Raw genomic sequence first — 23,424 nt, 5'->3', positions numbered from 1 at the left:
AACTTAAATTGTATTATATAAATCAAACATTAAAACATTATTAGTATTTAAAAATATAGTCTATGGATTCAGAAAAAAAAACGAAAGAATTTTATGATAAATTAAAAACCCAATTATATGACACGTCTTTGTGGCCAACCGAGTATTTATACAAGTTTATAGTAAAATCAGGCTCAAATAAAGTCGAAGAAGTTGAGACTATTTTTAATAATTTAGGAGCTGTAATTAACACAACAGAATCTAAAAATGGAAATTATATTAGTATTTCTATAAGTGTAAAAATGAAAAACCCAGAGCAAGTTATAGAAAAGTATATTGAAGTGTCAGAAAAAGTAGAAGGTGTTATTAGTCTTTAGTTTTTTTTTGTATTTTGCGCAAGCATAATTAACTTCATGCATAAATTATAACTCTACACATTTTATTTTGATAGATAATTTAGAATACAACACAGAACGTGAGCATTTAATTATTCCTGAGTATGGCAGACATATGCAGAAAATGATTAATTACGCTAAATCACAAGACACAAAAGAAGAGCGAAACAAAGTCGCTAAAGCCATTATTTCAGTAATGGGAAATTTACAGCCACATTTAAGGGATGTGCCAGATTTTCAACATAAACTCTGGGATCAATTATTTATTATGGCAGATTTCGATTTAGATGTAGATTCGCCATACGAAAAGCCTTCTCGCGAAGAACTTTATGCTAGACCTGAAGCCTTAAAATATCCTCAAAACCATCCAAAATATAGATTCTACGGAAACAATATTAAAACCATGATTGATGTGGCTTGTACTTGGGAAGATGGTGACATGAAAGAAGCTTTAGTCTATACCATTGCGAATCACATGAAAAAGTGTTTTTTAAATTGGAATAAAGACACAGTAGAAGATGATGTAATTTTTGAACACTTATACGAATTGTCTGGTGGTAAAATAAATTTAAAGAAAGCAGATGAAGATTTAACAGATGCAACTAGCTTAATGAGATCTAAGAAAAAATATTCTTCAAATACTAAAAAGTCTCACCATAAAAAAGGAGGAAGTCATTCTAACAGACAAAGAAAACGTTATTAATAGCTTATGGGAATTTTTAAAATTGAAGGAGGTCATCAGTTAAAAGGAAAAATCCAACCTCAAGGAGCAAAAAACGAAGCACTTCAAATTTTATGTGCTGTTTTATTAACTCCAGAACAAGTTACCATAAACAACATTCCAGACATAGTTGATGTTAATAAATTAATAGAACTATTAAAGAAGTTAGGAGTACAAGTAAATAAAATTGGGACAGGTTCCTACACTTTTAAAGCAGAACACGTTAATTTAAAGTATTTAGAATCTGCCGAATTTAAAGAAGACGGTAGAGGCTTAAGAGGCTCAATTATGATTGTTGGTCCTCTATTAGCACGTTTTGGCAAAGGGTATATTCCTAAGCCAGGAGGAGATAAGATTGGAAGAAGAAGACTAGATACACATTTTGAAGGCTTTATTAATTTAGGAGCTAAATTTAGATACAATAGAGAAGATTACTTTTATGGTGTTGAAGCTAAAAAATTAAAAGGAACCTATATGCTTCTAGATGAAGCTTCGGTAACTGGAACAGCTAATATTGTAATGGCTGCAGTTTTAGCCGAAGGAACAACAACCATTTATAATGCTGCATGCGAACCATATTTACAACAATTATGTAAGATGCTTAACCGAATGGGAGCAAAAATATCTGGTATTGGTTCTAACATGTTAATTATTGAAGGCGTTGATGCTCTTGGAGGAACAGAACATAGAATGCTTCCAGACATGATTGAAATAGGTAGTTGGATAGGTCTGGCTGCTATGACAAAAAGTGAGTTGACTATTACTAATGTTAGTTGGGACGATTTAGGGCAAATACCTAATGTATTTAGAAAATTAGGAATAACCGTTGAAAAACAAGGAGATGATATTCATATTCCAGCTCATACAAATGGATATGAAATTCAAAACTATATAGATGGTTCTATTTTAACCATTTCTGATGCACCTTGGCCAGGTTTTACTCCAGATTTGTTAAGTATTATTTTAGTTGTCGCAACTCAGGCAAGAGGAAGTGTTTTAGTTCATCAGAAAATGTTTGAGAGCCGTTTATTCTTTGTGGATAAATTAATTGATATGGGAGCGAAAATTATTCTTTGCGATCCACATAGAGCAACCGTAATTGGTCATGATTTTAAATCTCAGTTAAAAGCAACTACAATGACTTCTCCAGATATTAGAGCAGGTGTGTCTTTATTGATAGCTGCCTTATCTGCTAAAGGAACTTCAATCATTCATAATATCGAGCAAATAGATAGAGGTTATGAAAACATTGACACGCGATTAAGAGCAATAGGAGCTAAGATTGAAAGATTGGATTAACCGATTTAATTTAAAGCTTCTTTATATACTTTTAAACAACGTTCCCGAGCATCTTTATGATCAACTATTGGACTTGCATACGTGAGTTCTTGAAATTCTGGAACCCATTTGGAAATATATTTTAAGTTTTTATCGAATTTTTCTAACTGAGTTGTTGGGTTAAATATTCTGAAATAAGGTGCAGCATCTACACCACAGCCTGCAACCCATTGCCAATTTCCTATATTACTTGACATTTCGTAATCATGGAGTTTTTTGGCAAAATAAGCTTCTCCCCAACGCCAATCAATTAAAAGGTGTTTGCATAAAAAACTTCCTACAAGCATTCTTACTCGATTGTGCATAAAACCGGTTTGGTTTAATTGTCTCATCCCAGCATCTACTAATGGATATCCTGTTTTACCTTGACTCCAAAGTTCAAATTCTTTGTCGTTGTTTCTCCATTTAATGTTGTCGTATTTAGGTTTGAAACTTTTGTGTAAAGTTTCAGGAAAATGCCATAATATTTGCATAAAAAATTCCCTCCAAATAAGTTCTTGCAAGAAAACTTCATTAGTCTCTGCAATAGCCTTTTTTACTATTTGTCTAATGCTAACAGTACCAAATCTTAAATGTGGTCCTAATCTGGATGTATTGTCTTTAGCAGGAAAGTTTCGTGTAGCTTCATAGGTTTGTATTAATTTAGTATCAATGTTAAATTTTGATATTCTTTGGGTTGAAGGTTTAAAGCCTAGATCTTCAAGAGAAATAGTTGGAGCATTTTGAATGTAAAATAAATTTGAAAGTTGGCTTTTTGTACTATAGGTATTTAACCCTTCAGTTATAAATTTAGCTTTCCAAGCTTTCATATAAGGAGTATAAACCAAATAGGGTTTGCCGTCGTTTTTTACAACTTCGTCTTTCTCAAAGATAACTTGATCTTTATAAGTTTTAAATTCAATTTTATATGTTGATAAGAGTGCTTTTATTTCTAAATCTCTTTCTTTAGCGTATGGTTCATAATCATGATTAGTGAATACAGTTTCAATTTGGTATTCAGATATTAGTTTTTTAAAAACCTCAATGGGTTTTTCATTATATAAAGCAATATCACTTTTATGATTTGTTTTTAGTGTGTTTTTTATTTTTTGAATTGTTTTATAAATGAAATTGACACGAGCATCATTTTTAGGAAGCTCGTCTAATATGTCAGTATCGAAAATAAAGATGAGTAGAATAGGATGATTTCCTTTTAAGGCATGATATAACCCAACATTATCGTCTAAACGTAAATCTCTTCGAAACCAAAAGATATTTAGTTTTCGATTCATAATGATTGCTTTTGAAGCAGTTCAATTTGTTTATGAAGTTCTTCGGCTTCAGCATATTTTTTATCACTTTCAGATCTATTTATAGTTGATAAAGCATGCCACTTTTTCATTAATTTTTCATATTTCTTTTGAAGTTTATCAACTTCTGACTTTTTTTTAAATAATCCGAACATATTTTATAACTTACAATGCCACAATCCAATTTTAAAATTTAACCTGAGATAGAGGTTGTTTTTTCAGAAAGTAAAAATGTTGCCATTTCTGCAACTTCTTCTGCGTTTAAGATTTTTTTTAATGGATGACGTTCTGTAATGTTTTCAATCATTTTATCATTTCGCAATAATTTTGAAGCTAAACCGGTAAATAAGTTTGAATGCATTTTATTGCTCCCAAGACATTTATTTCGAAATCGTTTTTAAATTCATCGATGCTTAAACGTGAAATAGGTTTTAAGTTGATGCTGCCTTGACAATATACCAATCTATCTGCTTTTTCTATTTCTGGCAGTTTGTCTATTATAACATTACAGGAATAATGTGTTAGATTATTGTGCGTAATTTCTGGCTTGGTTCTACTAAAATTAATAACCTTATTTTTATTAATTAAGCTATTTAAAATGGCATATCCAAGACCTTTACTACCACCAATTATTATGTAAGTTTTCATGTGTTATGCTACTATAGGTCTACCTTTTAATCGTTTTTCAACCTTTTGTTTCATAGCAGTAAGACGCTTCATAATCTCCATGATTTTTTCGTCTTTGTCATTTTTATAAATTTCATTTAATTCTAGGATAAGCGATTTGGCTTCTCTGGAAATTTCAATTCTATCGCTTGTAGATAAGGATTTTAAACTTGTTTTTTCAAATTCTAAGGCCTTGTTTATTAGTTTCATAATTTAAAATATTTTTTTGATATTATGCAAACATAATAACTGCCTGATAATAAGCAAAATAAGTTGGACAATATTTTGTTGTTTGATATTAATAAAATTAGACTGTTAATATAAATTTTTAATTATGAATAATATTATAATTTTCAAGTATTTAAATTGCTATAATGTTAAAATTATTATCTCAACATTTATCTCATACATTTTTTATAAAATTGTATATTTGAATCTTAAATATTAAAACAATGAAAAAAATTCAAGCCCTATTTATAGTAACTTTTTTATTTTCTATGAGTTCAGCCTTCTCTCAAGATTTAAATTCTGAAAGAGAAATAAGAAGACAAGCAGCAAAGGTAGATACAGTTTATACTGTCCAAGAAAGAGCAAATATTGAACAATGGTTTTATGAACGAGTTAATGAAATGCATTTATCTAATGACAAAAGGGAGGAATACGATACCATTGTATATTCTAATATTTTTGAAATGAGTCGTTTAAATGATAAAGATAAAGACTATTCCATAGATGAAATTCATGTAAAGTTTGATGCTATTGTCGATAAAATGAATGCTGAATTAAAGCAAATTTTAACAACTGAACAATACATTAATCACTTAGAGAATTTCAATGAAATTGTTAGAAGTATCTACCATAAATATGGTTGGGAGGACGAAAATTAGAAACATTCTAGTGATTGATTTTAATTGTTTTTTAACAGATTAAAAATCAATCTATGCGTATCTTTACTTATTAATTAACACTAACATAAAATTATAATACAAATGAAAAAAATATTACTATGTATTGCAGTAGTTGCTTTGTCATTCAATTTGAATGCACAAGTTGTAACACCACAACCAAGTCCTCTTAGTAAAGTAGAACAAAAGGTTGGTTTAACAGATGTCACTTTAGAGTATTCTAGACCAGGAGTTAAAGGACGTACAATATTTGGAGATTTAGTGCCTTTTGGTAAAAAATGGAGAACAGGTGCAAATAAAAACACCATTGTTACTTTTAGTGATAATGTAACTATTTTAGACCAATTAGTAAAAGCTGGATCTTATGCTATTTATGCTATTCCTGGAAAAGAAGTATGGGAAATAATATTTTACTCAGAAACTGAAAATTGGGGATTACCTGAAGAGTGGTCAGATAAAAACATTGCTGCTATAGTCAATGCAGATGTACATGAAATACCTTTTAACGTTGAAACATTTACAATTGATATAAACCAGATTACCAATACAAGTGCTGCTTTAGAGATTATTTGGGAAAAAACTTATGTAGCAGTTCCTTTTTCTGTTCCTACAGATGAAATTGTTCTAGCATCTATAAATGAAGCTTTAAATGGAACTCCAAAAGCTAATGATTATTACGCTGCTGCAGTATACTATTTTCAAGAAGGAAAAGATATCAAACAAGCTAAAGAATGGATTGATAAAGCAATAAGCATGTCTGAAAAACCAGCTTTCTGGCAATTAAGACAACAGTCTTTAATATATGCTAAAACTGGAGATACTAAAGGAGCTATTGCAATAGCAGAAAAATCTTTAGCTGCAGCAAAAGAAGCAGGTAATGAAGATTATGTAAAAATGAATATGGATTCAATAAAAGAATGGTCTAATTAATAATTAGAAAATTTTAATTTTAAAAAGCCTCTCAAATCAGTTGAGAGGCTTTTTTATTTAATCGGTTTCTTCAAGAAAGAAAATATCTTCAACAGGTTTATTAAATAGTTTGGCAACTTTTAATGCTAAAACTGTTGAAGGAACATATTTGTTTTTTTCCATAGCGTTAATAGATTGCCTACTCACTCCAATTTTTAATGCTAAATCTGCTTGAGTCATATTATGAATGGCACGCTCTACCTTTAAATTATTCGTCATGGCTGTTAGATTTAAGTTTTAAGAAATTAAAACGAATTATATAAAAGAAGAGTGGCGTAAACATGTTAAATACTAATACATGAAAGAAGGTCAAATCATAAACAAAAATAATAGCTATTAGTAAGACGATATAATTAAATATTATAGCCCAAACAAGCGAGTCTTTTCTAAGCTTATAAACATACTCATCTTCAATTTTTTCTTTTGAAAAGCCTAAAATTAACCCTCCTAATATTATTGCTATTGAGGCTATTTCATCTGATATATCATTGTCTATAATTTGAAAAAAATTTAAAGGATTTTTACCTAGAAGACTTTCATTAAAAATAGAAAGCACATGAACATTAAGAAAATCAATGTCATAATCTTTAGTAATAAGGAAGATTCCAAAAATAATCCCTAAAACAAAGAGCAGCCATCCTATAGGCTTATACTTGTATGGTAATAAATAAGGTGTCTTCATAACTCTTAGATTTATATATTGATAAATCAAAAGTAAAGAATACTTTACATATAGACAAGTAAAAAATTCTTTTTGTTAAAAATACATGACTTTAAAAGCTAATTCATGAAGATTTAGAATTCAACTTTTGAAGCATAAATGCAATTAGAATTACTAGAATACATCCAAATAAATTAAGCCATAAATATGGCATCCAATCAAACCACCAGCCAATAATAACGATTAGTTGCGTAATAATAGCAGCAAAAAATACAGCATTCCCACGAACATATTTAAAGAAAAAAGCAAGCAAGAATATACCTAGAACATTTCCATAAAAAATAGACCCAATAATATTTACCAATTGGATTAAATTATCAGCTAAATATGCAATACATGCAATAATTATAGCTAAAATCCCCCAGCTTAAAGTGAACCATTTAGTAGCCTTTACATAATGTTCTTCTGTTTCTTTTCTAGCATAATTACGTTTATATAAATCTAAAGCAGTAGTAGATGCCAATGCGTTAAGTTCGCTAGCAGTACTAGACATGGCAGCACTTAAAATAACAGCTAATAGTAATCCAACTAATCCTCGAGGTAAATTGTTTAATATAAAATGAATAAATACATAATCTTTATCGTTTGTTTCTACAGAAATAAGGGTTTCTTCAGAAGCTTTATTTATTAGTAATTTTGCTGCTTCTCTATTTTCCTTATCAGCTTTATTTGCTAATGCTATTGCTTCAGCATAATTTTCATCTCCAGTAGCAACATATTCATTTATTAAGTCTTGTTTTTCATTAAAAATTATAGCTTGTTTATCCTGAATTGCTTTATAATCATTTGTGTAAGTCGAATTCAATACAACTTTTTCTGCAGCTGGATTGAAGTTAATTGGAGAGGTGTTAAATTGATAAAATACAAATACCATAACACCAACTAGAAGAATGAAAAATTGCATTGGTACTTTTAAAAGACCATTAAAAATAAGTCCCATTTGCATTTCTTTAACCGATTTCCCAGATAGGTATCTTTGAACCTGACTTTGATCTGTACCAAAATAAGAGAGAGCTAAAAAAGTACCACCAATTAAACCACTCCAAACAGTATATCTGTTTTCTAGATTAAACGAGAAATCTAAAACATCCATTTTGCCACTTGCACCAGCAATTTCTAAAGCTTTTGTAAACGTAATATCTGCTGGTAGATAACTAATTATTAAAAAGAATGCTATAAACATTCCAGTGAAAATTACAGCCATCTGGTGTTTTTGAGTCATGCTAACAGCTTTTGTGCCACCAGAAACTGTATAAATAATAACTAAAATTCCAATGGCAATATTTAAGTATGTCAGATTCCATCCTAAAACTGCCGAAAGTATAATCGCTGGAGCATAAATAGTAATTCCAGCAGCTAAACCACGTTGTATTAAAAACAATATAGCAGTTAAGCTTCTTGTTTTTAAATCAAAACGATTTTCAAGAAACTCATAAGCAGTGTACACTTTTAATCGATGATATAATGGAATGAAAATCATGCAGATAATAATCATGGCAATTGGAACACCAAAATAAAATTGCACAAAGCCCATACCATCATGAAAAGCTTGTCCAGGTGTAGATAAAAAGGTTATGGCACTAGCTTGTGTTGCCATAACAGATAAACCTATGGTCCACCATTTCGATTCGTTACCACCACGAACGTAATCTTGTACGTTTTTACTTCCTCTTGTTTTCCATGTACCATATCCAACAATGGTTACTAGCGTTCCTATTAAAACAATCCAATCTAGTGTTTGCATAGCTTAAAAAGATTTCATGATTAAATAAAACAAAACGATGTAAACAAAGTTTGCTAATAATACTATGGTATATAATTTAAGCCAAGGCTGTTTTTGTGGATTGTTTTCAGACATATTAATGGGTTGAAGACGTTTTAGTAGGTGTATTTTCTTTTCCAATGGAAAGCATATTTGCAAATAATCTATAAGCACCAGCGACACCTTCTGGAAATTCTCTAAAGAAACTTAATCCAGTATAAATGTAATAGCCTTTGCCATATTTTGCGACTAATAAACTTCCTTTTTTAGCTGATTCCCCTTTGTCATGCATAGATAAAATTGGATCAAATTCTTTTCCCCAAGAATCTGGAAAATATAAACCACGTTCTTGAGTCCAACCATCAAAATCTTGTAATGTGATTTTATTAGGCGAATTTAAAATTGGATGGTTTGGCTCTAAAAATGTAACTTTAGCATACTCATCTGTAACACGATCTCTTGATAGTTCTAATTTATAAGGAGCTAAATCATCCACTTTTAATTGGTGACTTGTATTATACTGTACTATCATATTTCCTCCATTTGAAACATAATCAAACAATATCTGCTGTTTAAATTTTAAAGTTTCTAAAGTGTTATAAGCTCTAATTCCAACAACTATTGCATCAAATTTGCTTAATGCTTCTGGTGAAATGTTATCAGGTGTGATTCGTGAAACTTGATATCCTATTTGTTCTAAACTTTCTGGAACAACATCTCCAGCTCCTTCAATATACCCAATAAACTCTCCTTTTTTCTGAATATCTAAACGAACAATTTTACTTTCACTTGGTAATAACACTGTTTGATACGGTATATGTTCATAATCGATTTCTATGAGTTCTTTGGAATAGGTTTTTCCTTGAATGTTAGCTACAGGAATCAACAGTCCTTCATTTTGATTATTTGGAGGTTTTACTGAAAAAATTAAAGTTTGTTCTTCACCTTTATTTACTATGTTTATATCTTGCTTTTCAGGAAATACTTGCCATCCTTCAGGATATCTTAAACTTACAATTCCTTCAAGATTATCTTTTCCAGCTCTAACTATCACTGGAATATCTTTTGAATTGCTATTCTCGAAAATGATGACTTTTTCAGATATTTTAACTGAAGCCTCTGGAATAATTTCAAAAGGTTTATAAACTTCACCTTTAACAGGATCGTTAGTTTTATAAATTATAGATTTAGTATAATTAATAGGCGTGTTTTTAATATTTAAGTAAAATGTAACATTGAATACTCTTGGTGTTTCTGGCTCACCAATTAAATTTTCATCTGAAACATGATACATACCTAATGAGCCTTTTTCTGACAACCAATAAGGTGTTGTTGGCTGTTGGTTACTATCTATATTTAATACTTCATGGAACTCAAATCCAATATTTTTAGTAAGTTTTATTTGTTTAGAAATTAAAGTATTATTGCATTCTATAGTTTCTAAAGTTGTAGGAATTGAACTTCTGTTTATCGTTTCAATGTTTAATTTAACAGTTTCTCCTGAAGTTGCCTGACTAACTATTGAAGCTGCTTCTAGATAAAGCCCAGCACATGCATATATAATATTTTTTATTTCTTCAGTTTTATAAGTCCTCCAATGTGTATCTTCTAAATTTTGGATTAACTTATATGCTTCTAATAATTTAGAAACTGAACCAGAAGGATTTTTGAAGTCGAAATTATGTTCAACTTGATTTAGAATTTCTCCAATAGCTTCGCCACCAATAACACGATTCCAAGAGGTGTCAATACCTTCGAAAAGATTGGATACATCATTAGGCATGTCTCCTTTTATTAGCTCAATATATTCCATTTGTTGCCCTCGAGTTCCAGTATTTCCAAAACCTTGAGATTTGTGCTGAGATCTACTTAATGCTGCAATTTCTGTATTGCTAAGTCCATTTGAAGGGTAAAAAACACCAGTATCAAACTCTAATAAGTTACTTTTATCTGCATTGTCAAATTTTTCCTGACTACCATAAAACCACCAAGACGTGTTAAAAAACAAACGTTTTGGTTGCCAGACGCTAGCGTTATTTAATTGCTTTGCGTATTTTGATTTATCATTAGAAATATCGAATGCCTCCACACTTAACATGGCAGAACTAGTGTGATGTCCATGAGTACTTCCAGGACTTCTATGGTCAAAACGGTTAATAATAATGTCTGGTTGAAATTGACGAATAGCCAAAACCACATCGCTTAATACTTCTTCTTTATTCCATATTTCAAGAGTTTCGTCTGGATGTTTGGAATAGCCAAAATCGTTGGCACGAGTAAAACGTTGTTCGCCACCATCTATTTGTCTAGCAGTTAATAATTCTTGAGTTCTAATTACACCAAGAAGTTCTCTTATTTCCGGGCCAATTAGGTTTTGTCCACCATCACCACGTGTTAAAGATAAATATGCTGTTCTTGCTTTTAATTGATTAGACATATATGAAATTAGTCGTGTATTCTCGTCGTCTGGATGTGCTGCCACATATAAAACGGAACCTAAAAAATTTAATTTTTTTATGGATTCGTAAATTTCAGAAGCACTTGGTTTTATTGGAGCTTGAGAGAAAATATGTAAGCTAGAATTTAAGGTTATAATTACAGCTAGTAATAATCTTTGCATAATTGGTTTTTTATAAAGCAATAAATATAAAAAGAAAACCAGCAAGGTAGCTGGTTTTAATGTTTCTTTAACTTTAAACGTTTAAAGCCATTTCTTTCTTTTAAAATAATAGATCATTCCAAGAAAAATAACGACCATAACTACCCAAAGAATAAAATAACTGTATTTATAATGTAGTTCAGGAATATAGTCGAAATTCATACCATAAATACCTGCTATAAATGTTAAAGGGATAAAAATGGTAGCCATAATAGTAAGCACTTTCATCACTTCGTTCATTTTATTACTTATGGTTGTCATGTACATATCCATTAAACTCCAAACCATCTCTCTATAAATATCTATGGTATCTGATAGCTGAATGACATGATCATAAATATCTCTAAAGTATTGTATAGATTTATGATCTATTAATACATGTTCATTTTTTTCAATTCGGCTAATAATTTCACGTATTGGAAAGATGGCACGACGGATTTTTAGGACTTCTTTTTTTAGATTTAATACCTGATGGCTTAAATCTTCTTTTACATTGCCATCAAATAAAAGATCTTCTAAATCTTCAATTTTATTGCCCATTGTTTCACTAACTATATAGTAATGATCTACAATAGCATCTATTAAGGCATAAAATAAATAATCTGCTCCAAGATTTCTTATTCTACCATTTTCGAGTTGAAGTCTGTCACGAATATTATCAAAAACATCGCCTTCAATTTCTTGAAATGATAACACATAATTGCTACCTAAAACCAAACTTATCTGTTCAATTTTAATATTTTCTTCGGTATCATAGTATAGCATTTTTAAAACCACAAAAATATAATCATCATAGACGTCAATTTTTGGTCTCTGAGACGTGTTCGCTATATCTGCAATAATTAATGGATGAAGATTGTAATGTTTACCTATACATTCAATATCTTTTATGTGGTTAAGACCATTGATGTTTATCCAAGAATTAGATTTTGTGTTCTTAAAAGTAAAAGCTTCCTCTACAGATTTAAGTTCTAATTGCTTTACAAAATCTGGACTATAATCATAAGTATTAATGAAAAGTTTCTCAGTTGGGTTATCTCCAGTATAGACAACAGAACCTGGAGTTAGTTTTATATGTTTTTTGTATTTATTAGTTCTTTTCTTTCCCATAAATAATATTATAATAATATAAATATATGGATTTTTTATATAGCATCAGAACCTTCGTCTATAGCATCTTTTTCAACAAGAGTCACTGCTTTTTGCAACATTAAATTATTTGGGTAAGTAACTAAGTCTCCATTATCTAATCTTAAATGTAAATGAAATGCTCTAATGTCTTCAATAATACCTTCAATAGGAAAATCTTTATCATGTATTAATATTTTATCTCCAACTTTATATGGAAACGAAAAAAACATGATTACTCCAGAAGTAATGTTGCTTAAAATAGACCATATTGCAAATAAAGCAATACCAATAACTGCAAATACAGATGAAAAAAGAAGTGCTAAATCTTTTAATTGAGCACCAAAAATAAACGTTTCAATTAAAAGTCCAATCAAAAATAAAGTTACGGTTGCATATCTATGTATTAGATGAATACGAGCATCATTTATACCAGATTTTTTACCTAGTTTGCTTATTAAGGCAATGGAGATGGCTCTTATAATTAGAAGCATAATTAATAACAAGACACTTGCTATTAATTCAGATTTATACGTTTCGAAAAACATGATTATTTTATTAGATAATTAGTAATACAAAGATATAATATAAGAAGTGCCTTTGGCTTTATTTAAGAAGAAATTAAGCTATTTAATGTGTTATAAACAAGATGTGTTGGTAAGCCTACAACATTAAAATATGAGCCTTCTATTTTAGTGATTCCAATTTGTCCAATCCATTCTTGAATGCCATAAGAACCTGCCTTATCAAATGGTTTGCATGTTTTTATGTAGTATTGTATTTCTTCGTCTTCAAGATTTTTGAAGGTTACTTTTGTTATAGCATTTACTGTTTTTTGAAGAGCTTTGGTCGTAAAACATACAGAAGTAATAACATCATGAGTTGAGTTGCTTAAAGATTTTAACATATTAAAAGCATCTTGTTCATTTATTGGTTTGCCAAGAGCTTTATTATCGTGCCAAACAATCGTATCACTTGTTATTAAAATGTCGTTTTCTTTTAACTCATCTTTAAAAGGAAGTGCTTTTAGTTGTGCTAAATAATCACTAATTTCGAAATGGTTTAATCTATTAGGAAATTCTTCTTTAACTGGTTTTAATTTAACTTCAAATTCGAGGCCTAATTCTTTAAAAAATTGTTGCCTTCTTGGTGATCCTGAGGCTAAAATAATATGATATTTTTTTATTTTTTCGTTTAACATCAATCCAGTAAAATGTATTTATATAGCAATAAAGAAAGCATACCAAAAAGCATTACTAATTTAAGTAGACTACTCAATATATGAAATTCTTTTTTTGTTTCAGCAGTAAAAGATTTTATCATAATATAAATTAAAGGAGCAATGACAAAAAGTAAAAAATAACCAACTAAAAAAAGTTGTTTATATAGGTTTGTTACAACGTAATAAACCACGCCTAATAAAGGAATTAACAATAATATAAAAACTATTTTAGAAGCTCTTTCTCTACCAATTGCTATTGGTAAGGTATTCATTCCAGCTTTATAGTCACCATCAATATCTTCAATGTCTTTAACAATTTCTCTAATAAAATTTATAACAAATGCAAAAATGGCATAGTCTAAAATAATTTTGAAAAAAGTTATTTGAGTGTCTTGATTTTGAGCTGTCATTACAGGGAGTAATTCAAACAAACCAACAATAATAATGCTTAAAGAAACTAAAAGAGAAACGACTATGTTACCTATTAAAAGTATTTGTTTTAAATAAGTAGCATACACATAAAGTAAAGCTGAAATAATAACAAATAAGGCAAAGAAGCCACTTTTTCCAACTAAATGCGATAGATAAAAACCAAGTGCAACACCAATTACATTAAAGCTAATAAAAAAGGTGTTTGCTGTTTTTTCCGAAATAGTTTTTCCAACAATAACCCTATCTGGTTTATTGATAGTATCAGTTTCAATATCGTAGATGTCGTTAATAATATAACCAGCTGCTGCAAGACTAACAGTTGCAATAACTAATAACGAAAAACCAAATAAATTTAAAGTAATGGTTACTCCAAAAGGTTCTAAAAGCGCATATTTAATTAAAAATTGCACCAAAGCAATCATCAATAAATTTTTCCAGCGAATGAGGTTTAAAAAGGGTTGCATTAAATAGTAAATAATTAAGAATGAGTGATTAAAAAATAAGATACAAATACACGATTATATTTTATTAGTTGCTACTGTTACCTTTAACTGTGTACTGAGATTAAAAATCAATCGTATTTAGCATCAAAGCTACCATTCCATTTCCCTTGTACTTTTAGTACCTGTTCAATAACATCTCTAACGGCACCTTTTCCACCATTTTTATGAGATACGTATTTTGAAATGGCTTTTATTTCTGGAACTGCATCTTGAGGACAACAAGGTAGTCCTACTAATTTCATGACAGGAAAGTCTGGTATATCATCACCCATAAAAAGCACATTTTTTTTATCTATTTGATGTTTTTTCAAATAATCGTTTAGCTGTTCTATTTTATTATGAGCACCAAGATAAATGTCTGTTAAACCTAATCCTTCTAATCTTTTTCTAACACCTTCATTAGTGCCTCCAGAAATAACGCAGATATGAAACCCTTTGTCAACAGCAGTTTTAAGCGCATATCCATCCTTAATATTCATAGTTCTTAACATTTCTCCAGATGTGGTAACGGTTATAGTTCCATCGGTTAAAACTCCATCAACATCAAAAATTAAAGTAGTTATATGTTCTAAATATTCTTTATAGCTTTTATTTTCCATGTGTTTTTTTTATTGAATTGGTAAGCAAATTATAAATGTCTTTATGATGTTCGTTCTCCAGTTGTTTTAAATGATTTTTAATCGTTTTTTTATCATTCCGTTTTGCTGGACCTGTTTGAGCCATATAAGGTGACAAATCTTGCACTTTCTTAGCAGTTTCTAAAATTAAGGGTTTTAAAATATCAAATTCAACACCTTCAGATTCTGTTATTTCATGTGCAATTCTATATAGTTGATTGGTAAAATTATTCACAAATACAGCAGCTAAATGCAAAGCTTTCCTTTGGTCGCTATTTACTTTATAGCTTTTGCTTCCTATAGCTTCGGCTAAAGATTTTAATAATGGTAAATTCTTTTTGCCAATAGTTTCAATACATATTGGAATCTGTTTAAAGTCTACTTTTGCTTCTTTTGAAAATGTTTGAAGTGGGTAAAAAACACCACGTTTATTTTTTTTATCTAAGTCGTAAATACCAACACTTCCAGACATGTGGACAACCAAACGATCTTTAAAAGGGAGTTGCTCTGAAATTTTAGCTATGGCATCATCACTCACTGCAATAATATAAATATCAACTGGTTTTAGTTCAGATAATAGATCTGTAATTGAGACAGCATTTTTATAAGAAGATAACTTTGTTAAATCTCTATTATACCATTGCACAATAGAAACTTGTTCTGTTTTTTTAAAGACTTTATAAAGGTGAGTGGCTACATTTCCTGCACCAATAATACTTACTGAAATCATGTGACTAAAATAAGGATTTGTATCATAACTAGACAAAGATAAGTTTTCCTTTTTGTTAGAAGCTTTTATAACTAACAAAGTGTTCTTTAAAATTTAAAATGGTGTTATCTTTGTAATATGAAGAAAAGAGATATTGAAACTAGAGAAGATGTTAATTTGGTTGTTTCTACATTTTATGATAAAATTAGAAAAGATGTTTTTTTAGGCCCTTTTTTTAATAAAGTCATCACAGATTGGCCTTCGCATATAGAAAGACTTACTTCATTCTGGGAGACTACTTTGTTCACTACAAAAAAGTTAGAGCATAAGTATTATGGTAATCCTTTAGAAGTTCATGTAAAAGTAGATCAAGAAAACAATCAAAGAATTACACAAGAACATTTTGGAAATTGGATAAACCTTTGGTTTGAAACTATTGATGGTCTTTTTGAAGGAGAGTATGCATCTAAAGCAAAACACAAAGCTCAAAAAATGAGTACGTTTTTATATCTAAACATTTTTCAAGCAAGACAATAAAAGCCATAAAGTTTAGCTTTTTTAACACAAAAAAATAAACTAAAAGACTTAAATTTGCACGACCAAATTTAAGAGTCTCAATATCATGCAAAATAAACTCGTAAAATTTCTATTTTCAACTAGGTTAACTTCCATGTTATTTATTGTATTTGCAGCTTCAATGGCAATAGGAACATTCATGGATGCTGGCCAAGATACATCTCCAACTCCTTATACTAGAAACTTAATTTATAACACATGGTGGTTTGAAGCTATTTTGATTGTTTTCATGATTAATTTTATTGGAAATATTCCAAAATACAGATTATGGAGAAAAGAAAAATGGGCTACTTTAATTTTACATCTATCATTTATCTTAATTATTGTTGGAGCTGGAATTACACGATATATTAGTTTTGAAGGAATGATGGCTATTCGTGAAGGAGAAACAGAATCTTCAATACTTTCACACAAAACATATATTACAGCTTATATAGATGGAGATTATGTAGTTAATGGTCAAGCACAACGAAAAATAATAGAACAAGAAGTTGATTTTTCACCTAGACTAGAAAACGATTTTTATTTTGCAACCGATTATAACAAACAAGAAGTAACGTTCGAACTTGAAAAGTTTATTGGAGGAGCTGAAAAAGATATCGTTCCAGATGAAACTGGAAATGAATATTTAAAAATAGTTGAATCAGGTGGTGGAGCACCTCATAATCATTTTCTTGAAGCAGGTCAGGTACAAAGTATTCATAATGTCTTATTTTCGTTAAATAACGAAGTAGAAGGAGCAGTCAATATCATTTCAAATGAAAATGGAATAACCATTCAATCTCCTTTTGAAGGAGAATATATGACCATGGCTACAGGAGCAACTGGAAAAGTTATAAAAGATTCCATTCAGCCACTTATTTTACGCTCTCGTTATGTCATTGGAAATATGCAAATGGTCTTTCCAAAACCTGTTGTAAAAGGAAAGTTTGATATTGTTAAAAAATCTCAACTGCTTAAAGGAGATGAAGATGGTGTGGTTTTAAAAGTGACTTCAAATGGTGAAACTGAAAGAGTAAAACTTCTTGGAGGACAGGGTTTTAGTAAACCTTTTGAACAAGTTCAAGTTGGAGGATTGGATATAGCAGTTAAATATGGCTCTAAAATTATTGACTTACCTTTTAGTATCAAGTTAAACGATTTTATTGCTGATAAATATCCTGGTACTGAAAAAAGCTATTCAGCTTTTGCTAGTGAAGTAACAGTTATTGATGAACAAGAAGGCGATTTTAACTATCGTATTTTTATGAATAATATTCTAGATCATCGTGGATTTAGATTTTTTCAAGCTGGTTTCGATCCAGATGAAAAAGGAACAAAACTTTCAGTAAATCACGATTTCTGGGGAACTTGGGTAACGTATATTGGATATTTCTTATTATACTTCGGAATGCTTGCTATTATTTTTGACAAAAACACTCGCTTTGCAGATTTAAAACGTATGCTTAATAAAGTAAAAGATAAAAAGGCAAAAACTCTTCTTGCATTATTTTTATTTATTGGAATTCAAGGTTTCTCACAAGATCATTCTCAAACAACTGGTCATGAAATAGGAAGACCAAGTAAGACTCAAATTGATTCTGTTTTAAAAGCTAATATCACACCTAAAGAACATGCAGATAAATTTGGGCAATTAGTGATTCAAGATATTGGAGGACGAATGATGCCAGTAAATACTTATGCTTCAGAAATGCTTCGTAAATTAAGTAAACATGATACTTATGAAGATTTTGATGCCAATCAAGTTTTCCTTTCCATTCAAGAAAGTCCATTGCTTTGGTATAATGTACCAATCATTTATTTAAAATCTCAAAAAGCAGATTCTATTCGAAAGTTAATTGGTGTTGGAAAAGATGAAAATTATGTGTCTTTAGTAAACTTTTTTACTGAAAATGGGTCTTACAAATTAGCTCCATATTTAGAGGAAGCATACAAAGCGCAAATTCCAAATGGTTTTCAAAAAGAGTTTAAAGAAACAGACCAACGTGTAAATTTATTATATAATACGATTGAAGGTTATGCTTTAAGAATCTTCCCAATTCCAGACGATTATAATAATAAATGGATTTCTTCTGTAGAATTTAGAAGAGATGGTTATAGAGAACAGATTAAAGATTCACTCTATGGTAATTTTATTAATAATGGATTTAGTGCTTATTTAATTACCTTAAATGCTGCTAAACAATCTGGAGATTATTCAAAGGCAAATGAATTACTTGAATCCTTTAGTAAAACTCAACACAAGTTTGGGGCTTCGGTGATGCTTTCCGACAAAAAGGTAAATGCTGAAATTCAATATAACAAATACGATATTTTCAAGAAGCTCTTTAGTTGGTACATGTATGCTGCAACCTTTTTATTTATTGTATTAATTATTCAGATTTTTAAAGAGAAAAGTAAGGCTTTAAGTATTTCTGTTAAAATATTTAAGATTTTAATTCTTGCTTTTTTTGTGCTTCACACATTTGGTCTAATAGCTCGTTGGTATATTTCTGGACATGCTCCATGGAGTGATGCTTACGAGTCTATGATTTATGTTGCTTGGGCAACCATGTTGTTTGGTCTAATATTTGGAAGAAAAAGCGATTTAACAATTGCATCTACAGCATTTGTAACGTCTATGATTTTAATGGTGGCACATTGGAATTGGATGGATCCAGCTATTGCCAATTTACAACCTGTTTTAGACAGTTATTGGTTAATGATTCATGTAGCTGTAATTGTAGCCAGCTATGGACCTTTTACTTTAGGAATGATTTTAGGAGTAGTTTCTTTATTGCTTATGATATTTACAACTAAAGAAAACAAAAACAAGATGCTTCTTAATATTCAGGAGTTAACTCTTATTAACGAAATGGCTTTAACTGTTGGTTTGGTATTACTTACCATTGGAAACTTTTTAGGAGGTATGTGGGCAAACGAAAGTTGGGGAAGATATTGGGGTTGGGATCCAAAAGAAACTTGGGCATTAATAAGTATTATGATTTATGCTTTTGTAATACATATGAGATTGGTGCCAGGACTTCGAGGACGTTTTGGTTTTAACTTAGCATCTATTATTGCATTTTCAAGCATCATGATGACTTATTTTGGAGTTAACTTCTACTTAGCTGGATTACATAGTTATGCTAGTGGAGACCAAATTGTAAGTGTTAAGTTTATTGCTATTGCATTTGGTATTGTAGCAGTTTTAGGCCTTTTTGCCTATAGAAAATACGCGAAGTATTATAAAAAATAAATAGTTATTTAGACGAACAAAAAAGACGACTTTTAAAGTCGTCTTTTTTGTTTAAGTTAAAAATGGTTTTAAAGCTTTATTGGGCTTTTATCTAAATTTAAGTCATCTAACATGTCTTGAGTAAATTTGTAATGTCCACGACGTGTAATAATTTTAAATCTATGGTCTTTCATTCTAGTTAAAACGTCCAGAAAACGCCATTTAGATTTAAGTAATTTTGGTTCTTCAGATTTTAATCCAATTTCAAAGTAGTGCTTTCTTCCACCTTTTTCAGCAACTATATCGGGTGTAATTGATATGTCACTTCCTCTTTTTAGGTAAGATTTAGGAGTTTCATAACCATCAGCATCTGCTTTAATGTTATCAAAACCTAGGTTCTCTAAATACGTTAACGATTCTTTTAAAAATACTTGATTTTCTAATTTGTCTTGAGCTATCATGCCATAAATATATAACATTTAAACGAGATATTTGGTTAATATCCTGTTAAATCAATTATTATTTATTCATTTTCAATAAGTTACATTTGTTTGCGTTCAAGTTTTTTATAATTTGACTTATATTCAATTCATTTTAATACTTTAAATGTAACTTTGTAAGAGACATTTTTTAACGATTAAAATGAAAGAAACATTAAAGGATAATTACGGCTACTTATTTGAAGAGGAACTTCTTCAGGAAATAAATAAAGTAGGTATTTTTAAAGAGATTTCTGAAGGGACTAAACTTATTGAAATTGGCGATTATATTAAATCCATGCCTTTACTAGTTAGTGGAGCAGTTAAAATTTTAAGGGAAGATGAAAATGGAGATGAATTAATTTTATATTTTATTGAAAGAGGAGATACTTGTGCCATGACTTTATCTTGTTGTATGGGACAAAAGAAAAGTGAAATTCGAGCCATTGCAGAAACTGATACTTCACTTATTATGATTCCTGTAGAACATATGAGTTTATGGATAAGTAAATATAAAAGTTGGCAAAATTTCATTCTGCAAAGCTATCATGAACGTATGTCTGAATTGCTAGAAGCTATTGATACCATTGCATTTTTGAAAATGGACGAGCGTCTTCTAAAATATTTAAGAGACAAAGCTATGGTAAATCATAACGAAGAAATTCATGTTACTCATCAACAAGTAGCTAATGATATGCATACCTCTAGAGTTGTAGTTTCTAGAATTTTAAAGGCTTTAGAAAACAACAATAAAATTAAAATTAATAGAAATAAAATAACAGTATTAGACCTTTAAATAGATGGATTTAAACACAATTCTCGGATATTTTGGTGCTTTAATTATAGGTGTTGTTTTGGGTCTAATAGGTGGAGGAGGTTCAATTCTAACTGTTCCGGTTTTGGTGTATTTGTTTTATATAAACCCTGTAACTGCCACAGCATACTCTTTGTTTGTAGTTGGGTTTTCATCGTTAATTGGTGCTTTACAAAATATAAAAAAAGGGCTAGTCGATTTTAGAACAGCTCTTGTTTTTGCTACTCCGGCTTTATTAGCTGTTTATGCTACTAGAAAATATTTAGTTCCAGCAATTCCAAACGAATTATTTTATTTTGGAGATTTTTTAATGACAAAAAACATAGCCATCATGATGTTTTTTGCCATTATTATGATGTTAGCTTCTGTATCTATGATCCGGAATAATAAGAAAGAAGTCCCAGAAATGACAATTAAATACAATTACACTTTAATAATTATTGAAGGTGTTATAGTTGGTGTTTTAACTGGAATCGTTGGAGCAGGAGGTGGTTTCTTAATAATACCAGCTTTGGTGTTACTTGCCAAGTTGCCAATGAAAAAAGCTGTTGCAACCTCTTTATTAATTATTGCAATTAAATCATTGATAGGATTTATTGGCGATGTTGAAAATTTAGAATTAGATTGGTTATTTTTACTAAGTTTTACTGCAATATCTGTAGTAGGTATTTTTATTGGAACCTACTTGTCAAATTTTATTGAGGGTAAAAAATTAAAAAAAGGATTTGGATGGTTTGTTCTTATTATGGGAATTTATATCATTTTTAAAGAACTTACTAACCACTAAATTGTAACATTTGTTACTGCAAAATAACATTAACTTGACTATTTTTGTAAAATTGATAAATTATAGAATAAAATGAAAATTGAACAGATTTATACAGGATGCTTAGCACATGCAGCATATTATATTGAAAGTGATGGAGAAGCAGCTATAATAGATCCATTAAGAGAAGTACAACCATATATAAAAAGAGCAAAATTAGATGATGCGAAAATAAAATACATTTTCGAAACACATTTTCATGCTGATTTTGTAAGTGGTCATTTAGATTTAAAGAAAAAAACAGGTGCAGATATTGTTTTTGGTCCAACTGCAAAACCATCTTATGATGCCATTATAGCTGAAGATGGACAAATATTTCATGTTGGTAAATACCAAATTAAAGCGATTCATACTCCTGGGCATACCATGGAAAGCACCACTTATTTACTAATTGATGAAAATGGTAAAGAACATGGTATTGTAACTGGAGATACTTTATTTATTGGAGATGTAGGTAGACCAGATTTAGCTCAAAAAATAGCATCAGATTTAACACAAGAAAAATTAGCAGGATATCTTTTTGATTCTTTAAGAAATAAAATAATGACTCTTAGTAATGACTTAATCGTGTATCCAAATCATGGAGCAGGTTCTGCTTGTGGTAAAAATATGAGTAAAGAAACTACAGATACTCTTGGTCATCAAAAACAAGTTAATTATGCTCTTAGAGCAGACATGACTAAAGAAGAGTTTGTAGCAGAATTATTAGACGGATTAGGAGAACCTCCAGGGTATTTTCCACAAAATGTGATGATGAATATTGAAGGTTATGAAAGTTTTGATACCGTTATGGAGAAATCTCAAAAACCATTATCACCAAAAGAATTTGAAGCTGTAGCGAACGAATCTGAGGCAATTGTTTTAGATGTACGTCATCAAAAAGATTTTGTAAAAGGGCATATTCCTAGATCTATTTTTATTGGAATCGATGGAGGATTTGCACCTTGGGTTGGAGCTTTAATTGTAGATGTTAAACAACCTATTCTAATCGTTGCACCTGAAGGAAGAGAAGATGAAGTCATAACTAGATTATCTAGAGTTGGATTTGATAATGTATTAGGTTACTTAAAAGGTAGTTTTGATGCTTGGAAAGATAGTGGTTTAGAATATGATACCATAGAATCAATTTCTGCTGAAGAATTTAAAAATAGATATCCAGAAAATAAAGAGGTTATTTTCGATGTTAGAAAAGATGGTGAATTCAAATCAGAGCATGTTGAAAATGCACATTTTACGCCTCTAGACTCTTTAAATAATTATTTAGCTGAATTTCCAGATGAAAAAACATTCTATGTGCATTGTGCTGGAGGTTATAGGTCTGTTATTGCAGCTTCTATCTTAAAAAGCAGAGGTATTCATAATTTAGTTGATATTGCTGGTGGTTTTGGAGCTATTAAAAAAACAGACATTCCAACAACAGATTTTGTTTGTCCAACAACCTTCAAATAACATTAAATTATATTTAAATATATTAAAGAGCGACTAAAAAGTCGCTCT

The 23,424-nt window shown here is 30.0% G+C and carries 24 protein-coding genes and 1 pseudogene; 10 read left to right on the top strand and 15 right to left on the bottom strand.

The window, feature by feature from the left end:
* Positions 1 to 62: 62 nt before the first annotated feature.
* The 3 genes from FVF61_RS09080 (at position 63) to murA (ending at position 2,394) form a co-directional block, all read left to right on the top strand.
* Positions 63 to 356 (top strand): DUF493 family protein, encoded by a 294-nt coding sequence (locus FVF61_RS09080; protein ID WP_148455517.1) that lies wholly within the window; start codon positions 63 to 65, stop codon positions 354 to 356.
* A gap of 67 nt (positions 357 to 423) precedes the next feature.
* Positions 424 to 1,077, top strand: a complete 654-nt coding sequence (locus FVF61_RS09075) for a DUF4290 domain-containing protein (protein WP_148455515.1) — start codon at positions 424 to 426, stop codon at positions 1,075 to 1,077.
* Between the two features lie 6 nt (positions 1,078 to 1,083).
* Positions 1,084 to 2,394, top strand: a complete 1,311-nt coding sequence (gene murA, locus FVF61_RS09070) for a UDP-N-acetylglucosamine 1-carboxyvinyltransferase (protein WP_148455513.1) — start codon at positions 1,084 to 1,086, stop codon at positions 2,392 to 2,394.
* Between the two features lie 5 nt (positions 2,395 to 2,399).
* Here murA and FVF61_RS09065 read toward each other — a convergent pair whose 3' ends face one another.
* The 4 genes and pseudogenes from FVF61_RS09065 to FVF61_RS09050 all read right to left on the bottom strand — a co-directional run bounded on the left by FVF61_RS09065 (position 2,400) and on the right by FVF61_RS09050 (position 4,598).
* A complete protein-coding gene (locus FVF61_RS09065) occupies positions 2,400 to 3,704 on the bottom strand; it encodes a cryptochrome/photolyase family protein (protein ID WP_148455511.1) in 1,305 nt (434 codons plus the stop codon).
* Positions 3,701 to 3,877 (bottom strand): Lacal_2735 family protein, encoded by a 177-nt coding sequence (locus tag FVF61_RS09060; protein ID WP_148455509.1) that lies wholly within the window; start codon positions 3,875 to 3,877, stop codon positions 3,701 to 3,703. The genes FVF61_RS09065 and FVF61_RS09060 overlap by 4 nt, the downstream gene beginning before the upstream one ends.
* Before the next feature lie 38 nt (positions 3,878 to 3,915).
* Positions 3,916 to 4,370, bottom strand: a pseudogene (locus tag FVF61_RS09055) (hypothetical protein).
* 3 nt (positions 4,371 to 4,373) lie between these two features.
* Complete coding sequence (locus tag FVF61_RS09050) at positions 4,374 to 4,598, bottom strand: hypothetical protein (RefSeq protein ID WP_148455508.1); 225 nt, start codon at positions 4,596 to 4,598, stop codon at positions 4,374 to 4,376.
* Between the two features lie 242 nt (positions 4,599 to 4,840).
* On the opposite strand from FVF61_RS09050, the gene FVF61_RS09045 reads away from it, so the two are divergent.
* Together FVF61_RS09045 and FVF61_RS09040 are read left to right on the top strand one after the other, a co-directional pair.
* Positions 4,841 to 5,275 carry a hypothetical protein gene (locus FVF61_RS09045; protein WP_148455506.1) on the top strand — a complete coding sequence of 145 codons (435 nt, stop codon included), beginning with the start codon at positions 4,841 to 4,843 and terminating at the stop codon, positions 5,273 to 5,275.
* 102 nt (positions 5,276 to 5,377) lie between these two features.
* Positions 5,378 to 6,223: a DUF2911 domain-containing protein gene (locus FVF61_RS09040; RefSeq protein WP_148455504.1), complete on the top strand. Its 846-nt coding sequence runs from the start codon at positions 5,378 to 5,380 to the stop codon at positions 6,221 to 6,223.
* A gap of 57 nt (positions 6,224 to 6,280) precedes the next feature.
* On the opposite strand, the gene FVF61_RS09035 is transcribed toward FVF61_RS09040, so the two are convergent.
* The 10 genes from FVF61_RS09035 to FVF61_RS08990 form a co-directional block, all read right to left on the bottom strand.
* A complete protein-coding gene (locus FVF61_RS09035; RefSeq protein ID WP_148455503.1) occupies positions 6,281 to 6,481 on the bottom strand; it encodes a helix-turn-helix transcriptional regulator in 201 nt (66 codons plus the stop codon).
* Positions 6,471 to 6,944 (bottom strand): hypothetical protein, encoded by a 474-nt coding sequence (locus tag FVF61_RS09030; RefSeq protein WP_148455501.1) that lies wholly within the window; start codon positions 6,942 to 6,944, stop codon positions 6,471 to 6,473. Before FVF61_RS09030 ends, FVF61_RS09035 begins: the two co-directional genes overlap by 11 nt.
* A gap of 103 nt (positions 6,945 to 7,047) precedes the next feature.
* On the bottom strand, positions 7,048 to 8,727 hold the full coding sequence (locus FVF61_RS09025; protein WP_148455499.1) for a sodium:solute symporter: 1,680 nt from the start codon (positions 8,725 to 8,727) through the stop codon (positions 7,048 to 7,050).
* A 115-nt stretch (positions 8,728 to 8,842) separates the two neighbouring features.
* Entirely contained in the window at positions 8,843 to 11,365 is a 2,523-nt protein-coding gene (locus FVF61_RS09020; protein WP_148455497.1) for a PIG-L family deacetylase, read from the bottom strand.
* An 81-nt stretch (positions 11,366 to 11,446) separates the two neighbouring features.
* A complete protein-coding gene (gene corA, locus FVF61_RS09015) occupies positions 11,447 to 12,514 on the bottom strand; it encodes a magnesium/cobalt transporter CorA (protein ID WP_148455495.1) in 1,068 nt (355 codons plus the stop codon).
* Between the two features lie 35 nt (positions 12,515 to 12,549).
* Positions 12,550 to 13,080, bottom strand: coding sequence for a mechanosensitive ion channel domain-containing protein (locus FVF61_RS09010; RefSeq protein ID WP_199757293.1), 531 nt, complete (start codon positions 13,078 to 13,080; stop codon positions 12,550 to 12,552).
* Between the two features lie 62 nt (positions 13,081 to 13,142).
* Complete coding sequence (locus FVF61_RS09005) at positions 13,143 to 13,733, bottom strand: Maf-like protein (protein WP_148455536.1); 591 nt, start codon at positions 13,731 to 13,733, stop codon at positions 13,143 to 13,145.
* Entirely contained in the window at positions 13,733 to 14,650 is a 918-nt protein-coding gene (locus tag FVF61_RS09000; RefSeq protein ID WP_148455491.1) for a geranylgeranylglycerol-phosphate geranylgeranyltransferase, read from the bottom strand. The genes FVF61_RS09005 and FVF61_RS09000 overlap by 1 nt, the downstream gene beginning before the upstream one ends.
* Before the next feature lie 107 nt (positions 14,651 to 14,757).
* A complete protein-coding gene (locus FVF61_RS08995) occupies positions 14,758 to 15,288 on the bottom strand; it encodes a KdsC family phosphatase (RefSeq protein ID WP_148455489.1) in 531 nt (176 codons plus the stop codon).
* Positions 15,278 to 16,036, bottom strand: coding sequence for a Rossmann-like and DUF2520 domain-containing protein (locus tag FVF61_RS08990; RefSeq protein ID WP_148455534.1), 759 nt, complete (start codon positions 16,034 to 16,036; stop codon positions 15,278 to 15,280). Before FVF61_RS08990 ends, FVF61_RS08995 begins: the two co-directional genes overlap by 11 nt.
* Before the next feature lie 117 nt (positions 16,037 to 16,153).
* Between FVF61_RS08990 and FVF61_RS08985 the strand changes: the two genes are divergently transcribed.
* Complete coding sequence (locus tag FVF61_RS08985; RefSeq protein ID WP_148455487.1) at positions 16,154 to 16,552, top strand: group III truncated hemoglobin; 399 nt, start codon at positions 16,154 to 16,156, stop codon at positions 16,550 to 16,552.
* Between the two features lie 85 nt (positions 16,553 to 16,637).
* Positions 16,638 to 19,829: a cytochrome c biogenesis protein CcsA gene (gene ccsA, locus FVF61_RS08980; RefSeq protein ID WP_148455485.1), complete on the top strand. Its 3,192-nt coding sequence runs from the start codon at positions 16,638 to 16,640 to the stop codon at positions 19,827 to 19,829.
* 68 nt (positions 19,830 to 19,897) lie between these two features.
* Here ccsA and FVF61_RS08975 read toward each other — a convergent pair whose 3' ends face one another.
* Positions 19,898 to 20,269, bottom strand: coding sequence for a hypothetical protein (locus FVF61_RS08975; RefSeq protein ID WP_148455532.1), 372 nt, complete (start codon positions 20,267 to 20,269; stop codon positions 19,898 to 19,900).
* Between the two features lie 181 nt (positions 20,270 to 20,450).
* On the opposite strand from FVF61_RS08975, the gene FVF61_RS08970 reads away from it, so the two are divergent.
* From FVF61_RS08970 to FVF61_RS08960, 3 genes are all read left to right on the top strand, one after another.
* The gene (locus tag FVF61_RS08970; protein ID WP_148455483.1) at positions 20,451 to 21,083 is read left to right on the top strand and encodes a Crp/Fnr family transcriptional regulator; all 633 of its coding nucleotides are present in this window, start codon (positions 20,451 to 20,453) and stop codon (positions 21,081 to 21,083) included.
* 4 nt (positions 21,084 to 21,087) lie between these two features.
* Positions 21,088 to 21,888 (top strand): sulfite exporter TauE/SafE family protein, encoded by an 801-nt coding sequence (locus FVF61_RS08965; protein WP_148455481.1) that lies wholly within the window; start codon positions 21,088 to 21,090, stop codon positions 21,886 to 21,888.
* Between the two features lie 72 nt (positions 21,889 to 21,960).
* Entirely contained in the window at positions 21,961 to 23,376 is a 1,416-nt protein-coding gene (locus FVF61_RS08960) for an MBL fold metallo-hydrolase (RefSeq protein WP_148455479.1), read from the top strand.
* Positions 23,377 to 23,424 lie beyond the last annotated feature (48 nt).

Origin of the sequence: Xanthomarina maritima, from assembly GCF_008084905.1 — a bacterium.
Taxonomy (GTDB): domain Bacteria; phylum Bacteroidota; class Bacteroidia; order Flavobacteriales; family Flavobacteriaceae; genus Xanthomarina; species Xanthomarina maritima.
This window is presented reverse-complemented; position numbering and strand designations above follow the sequence as displayed.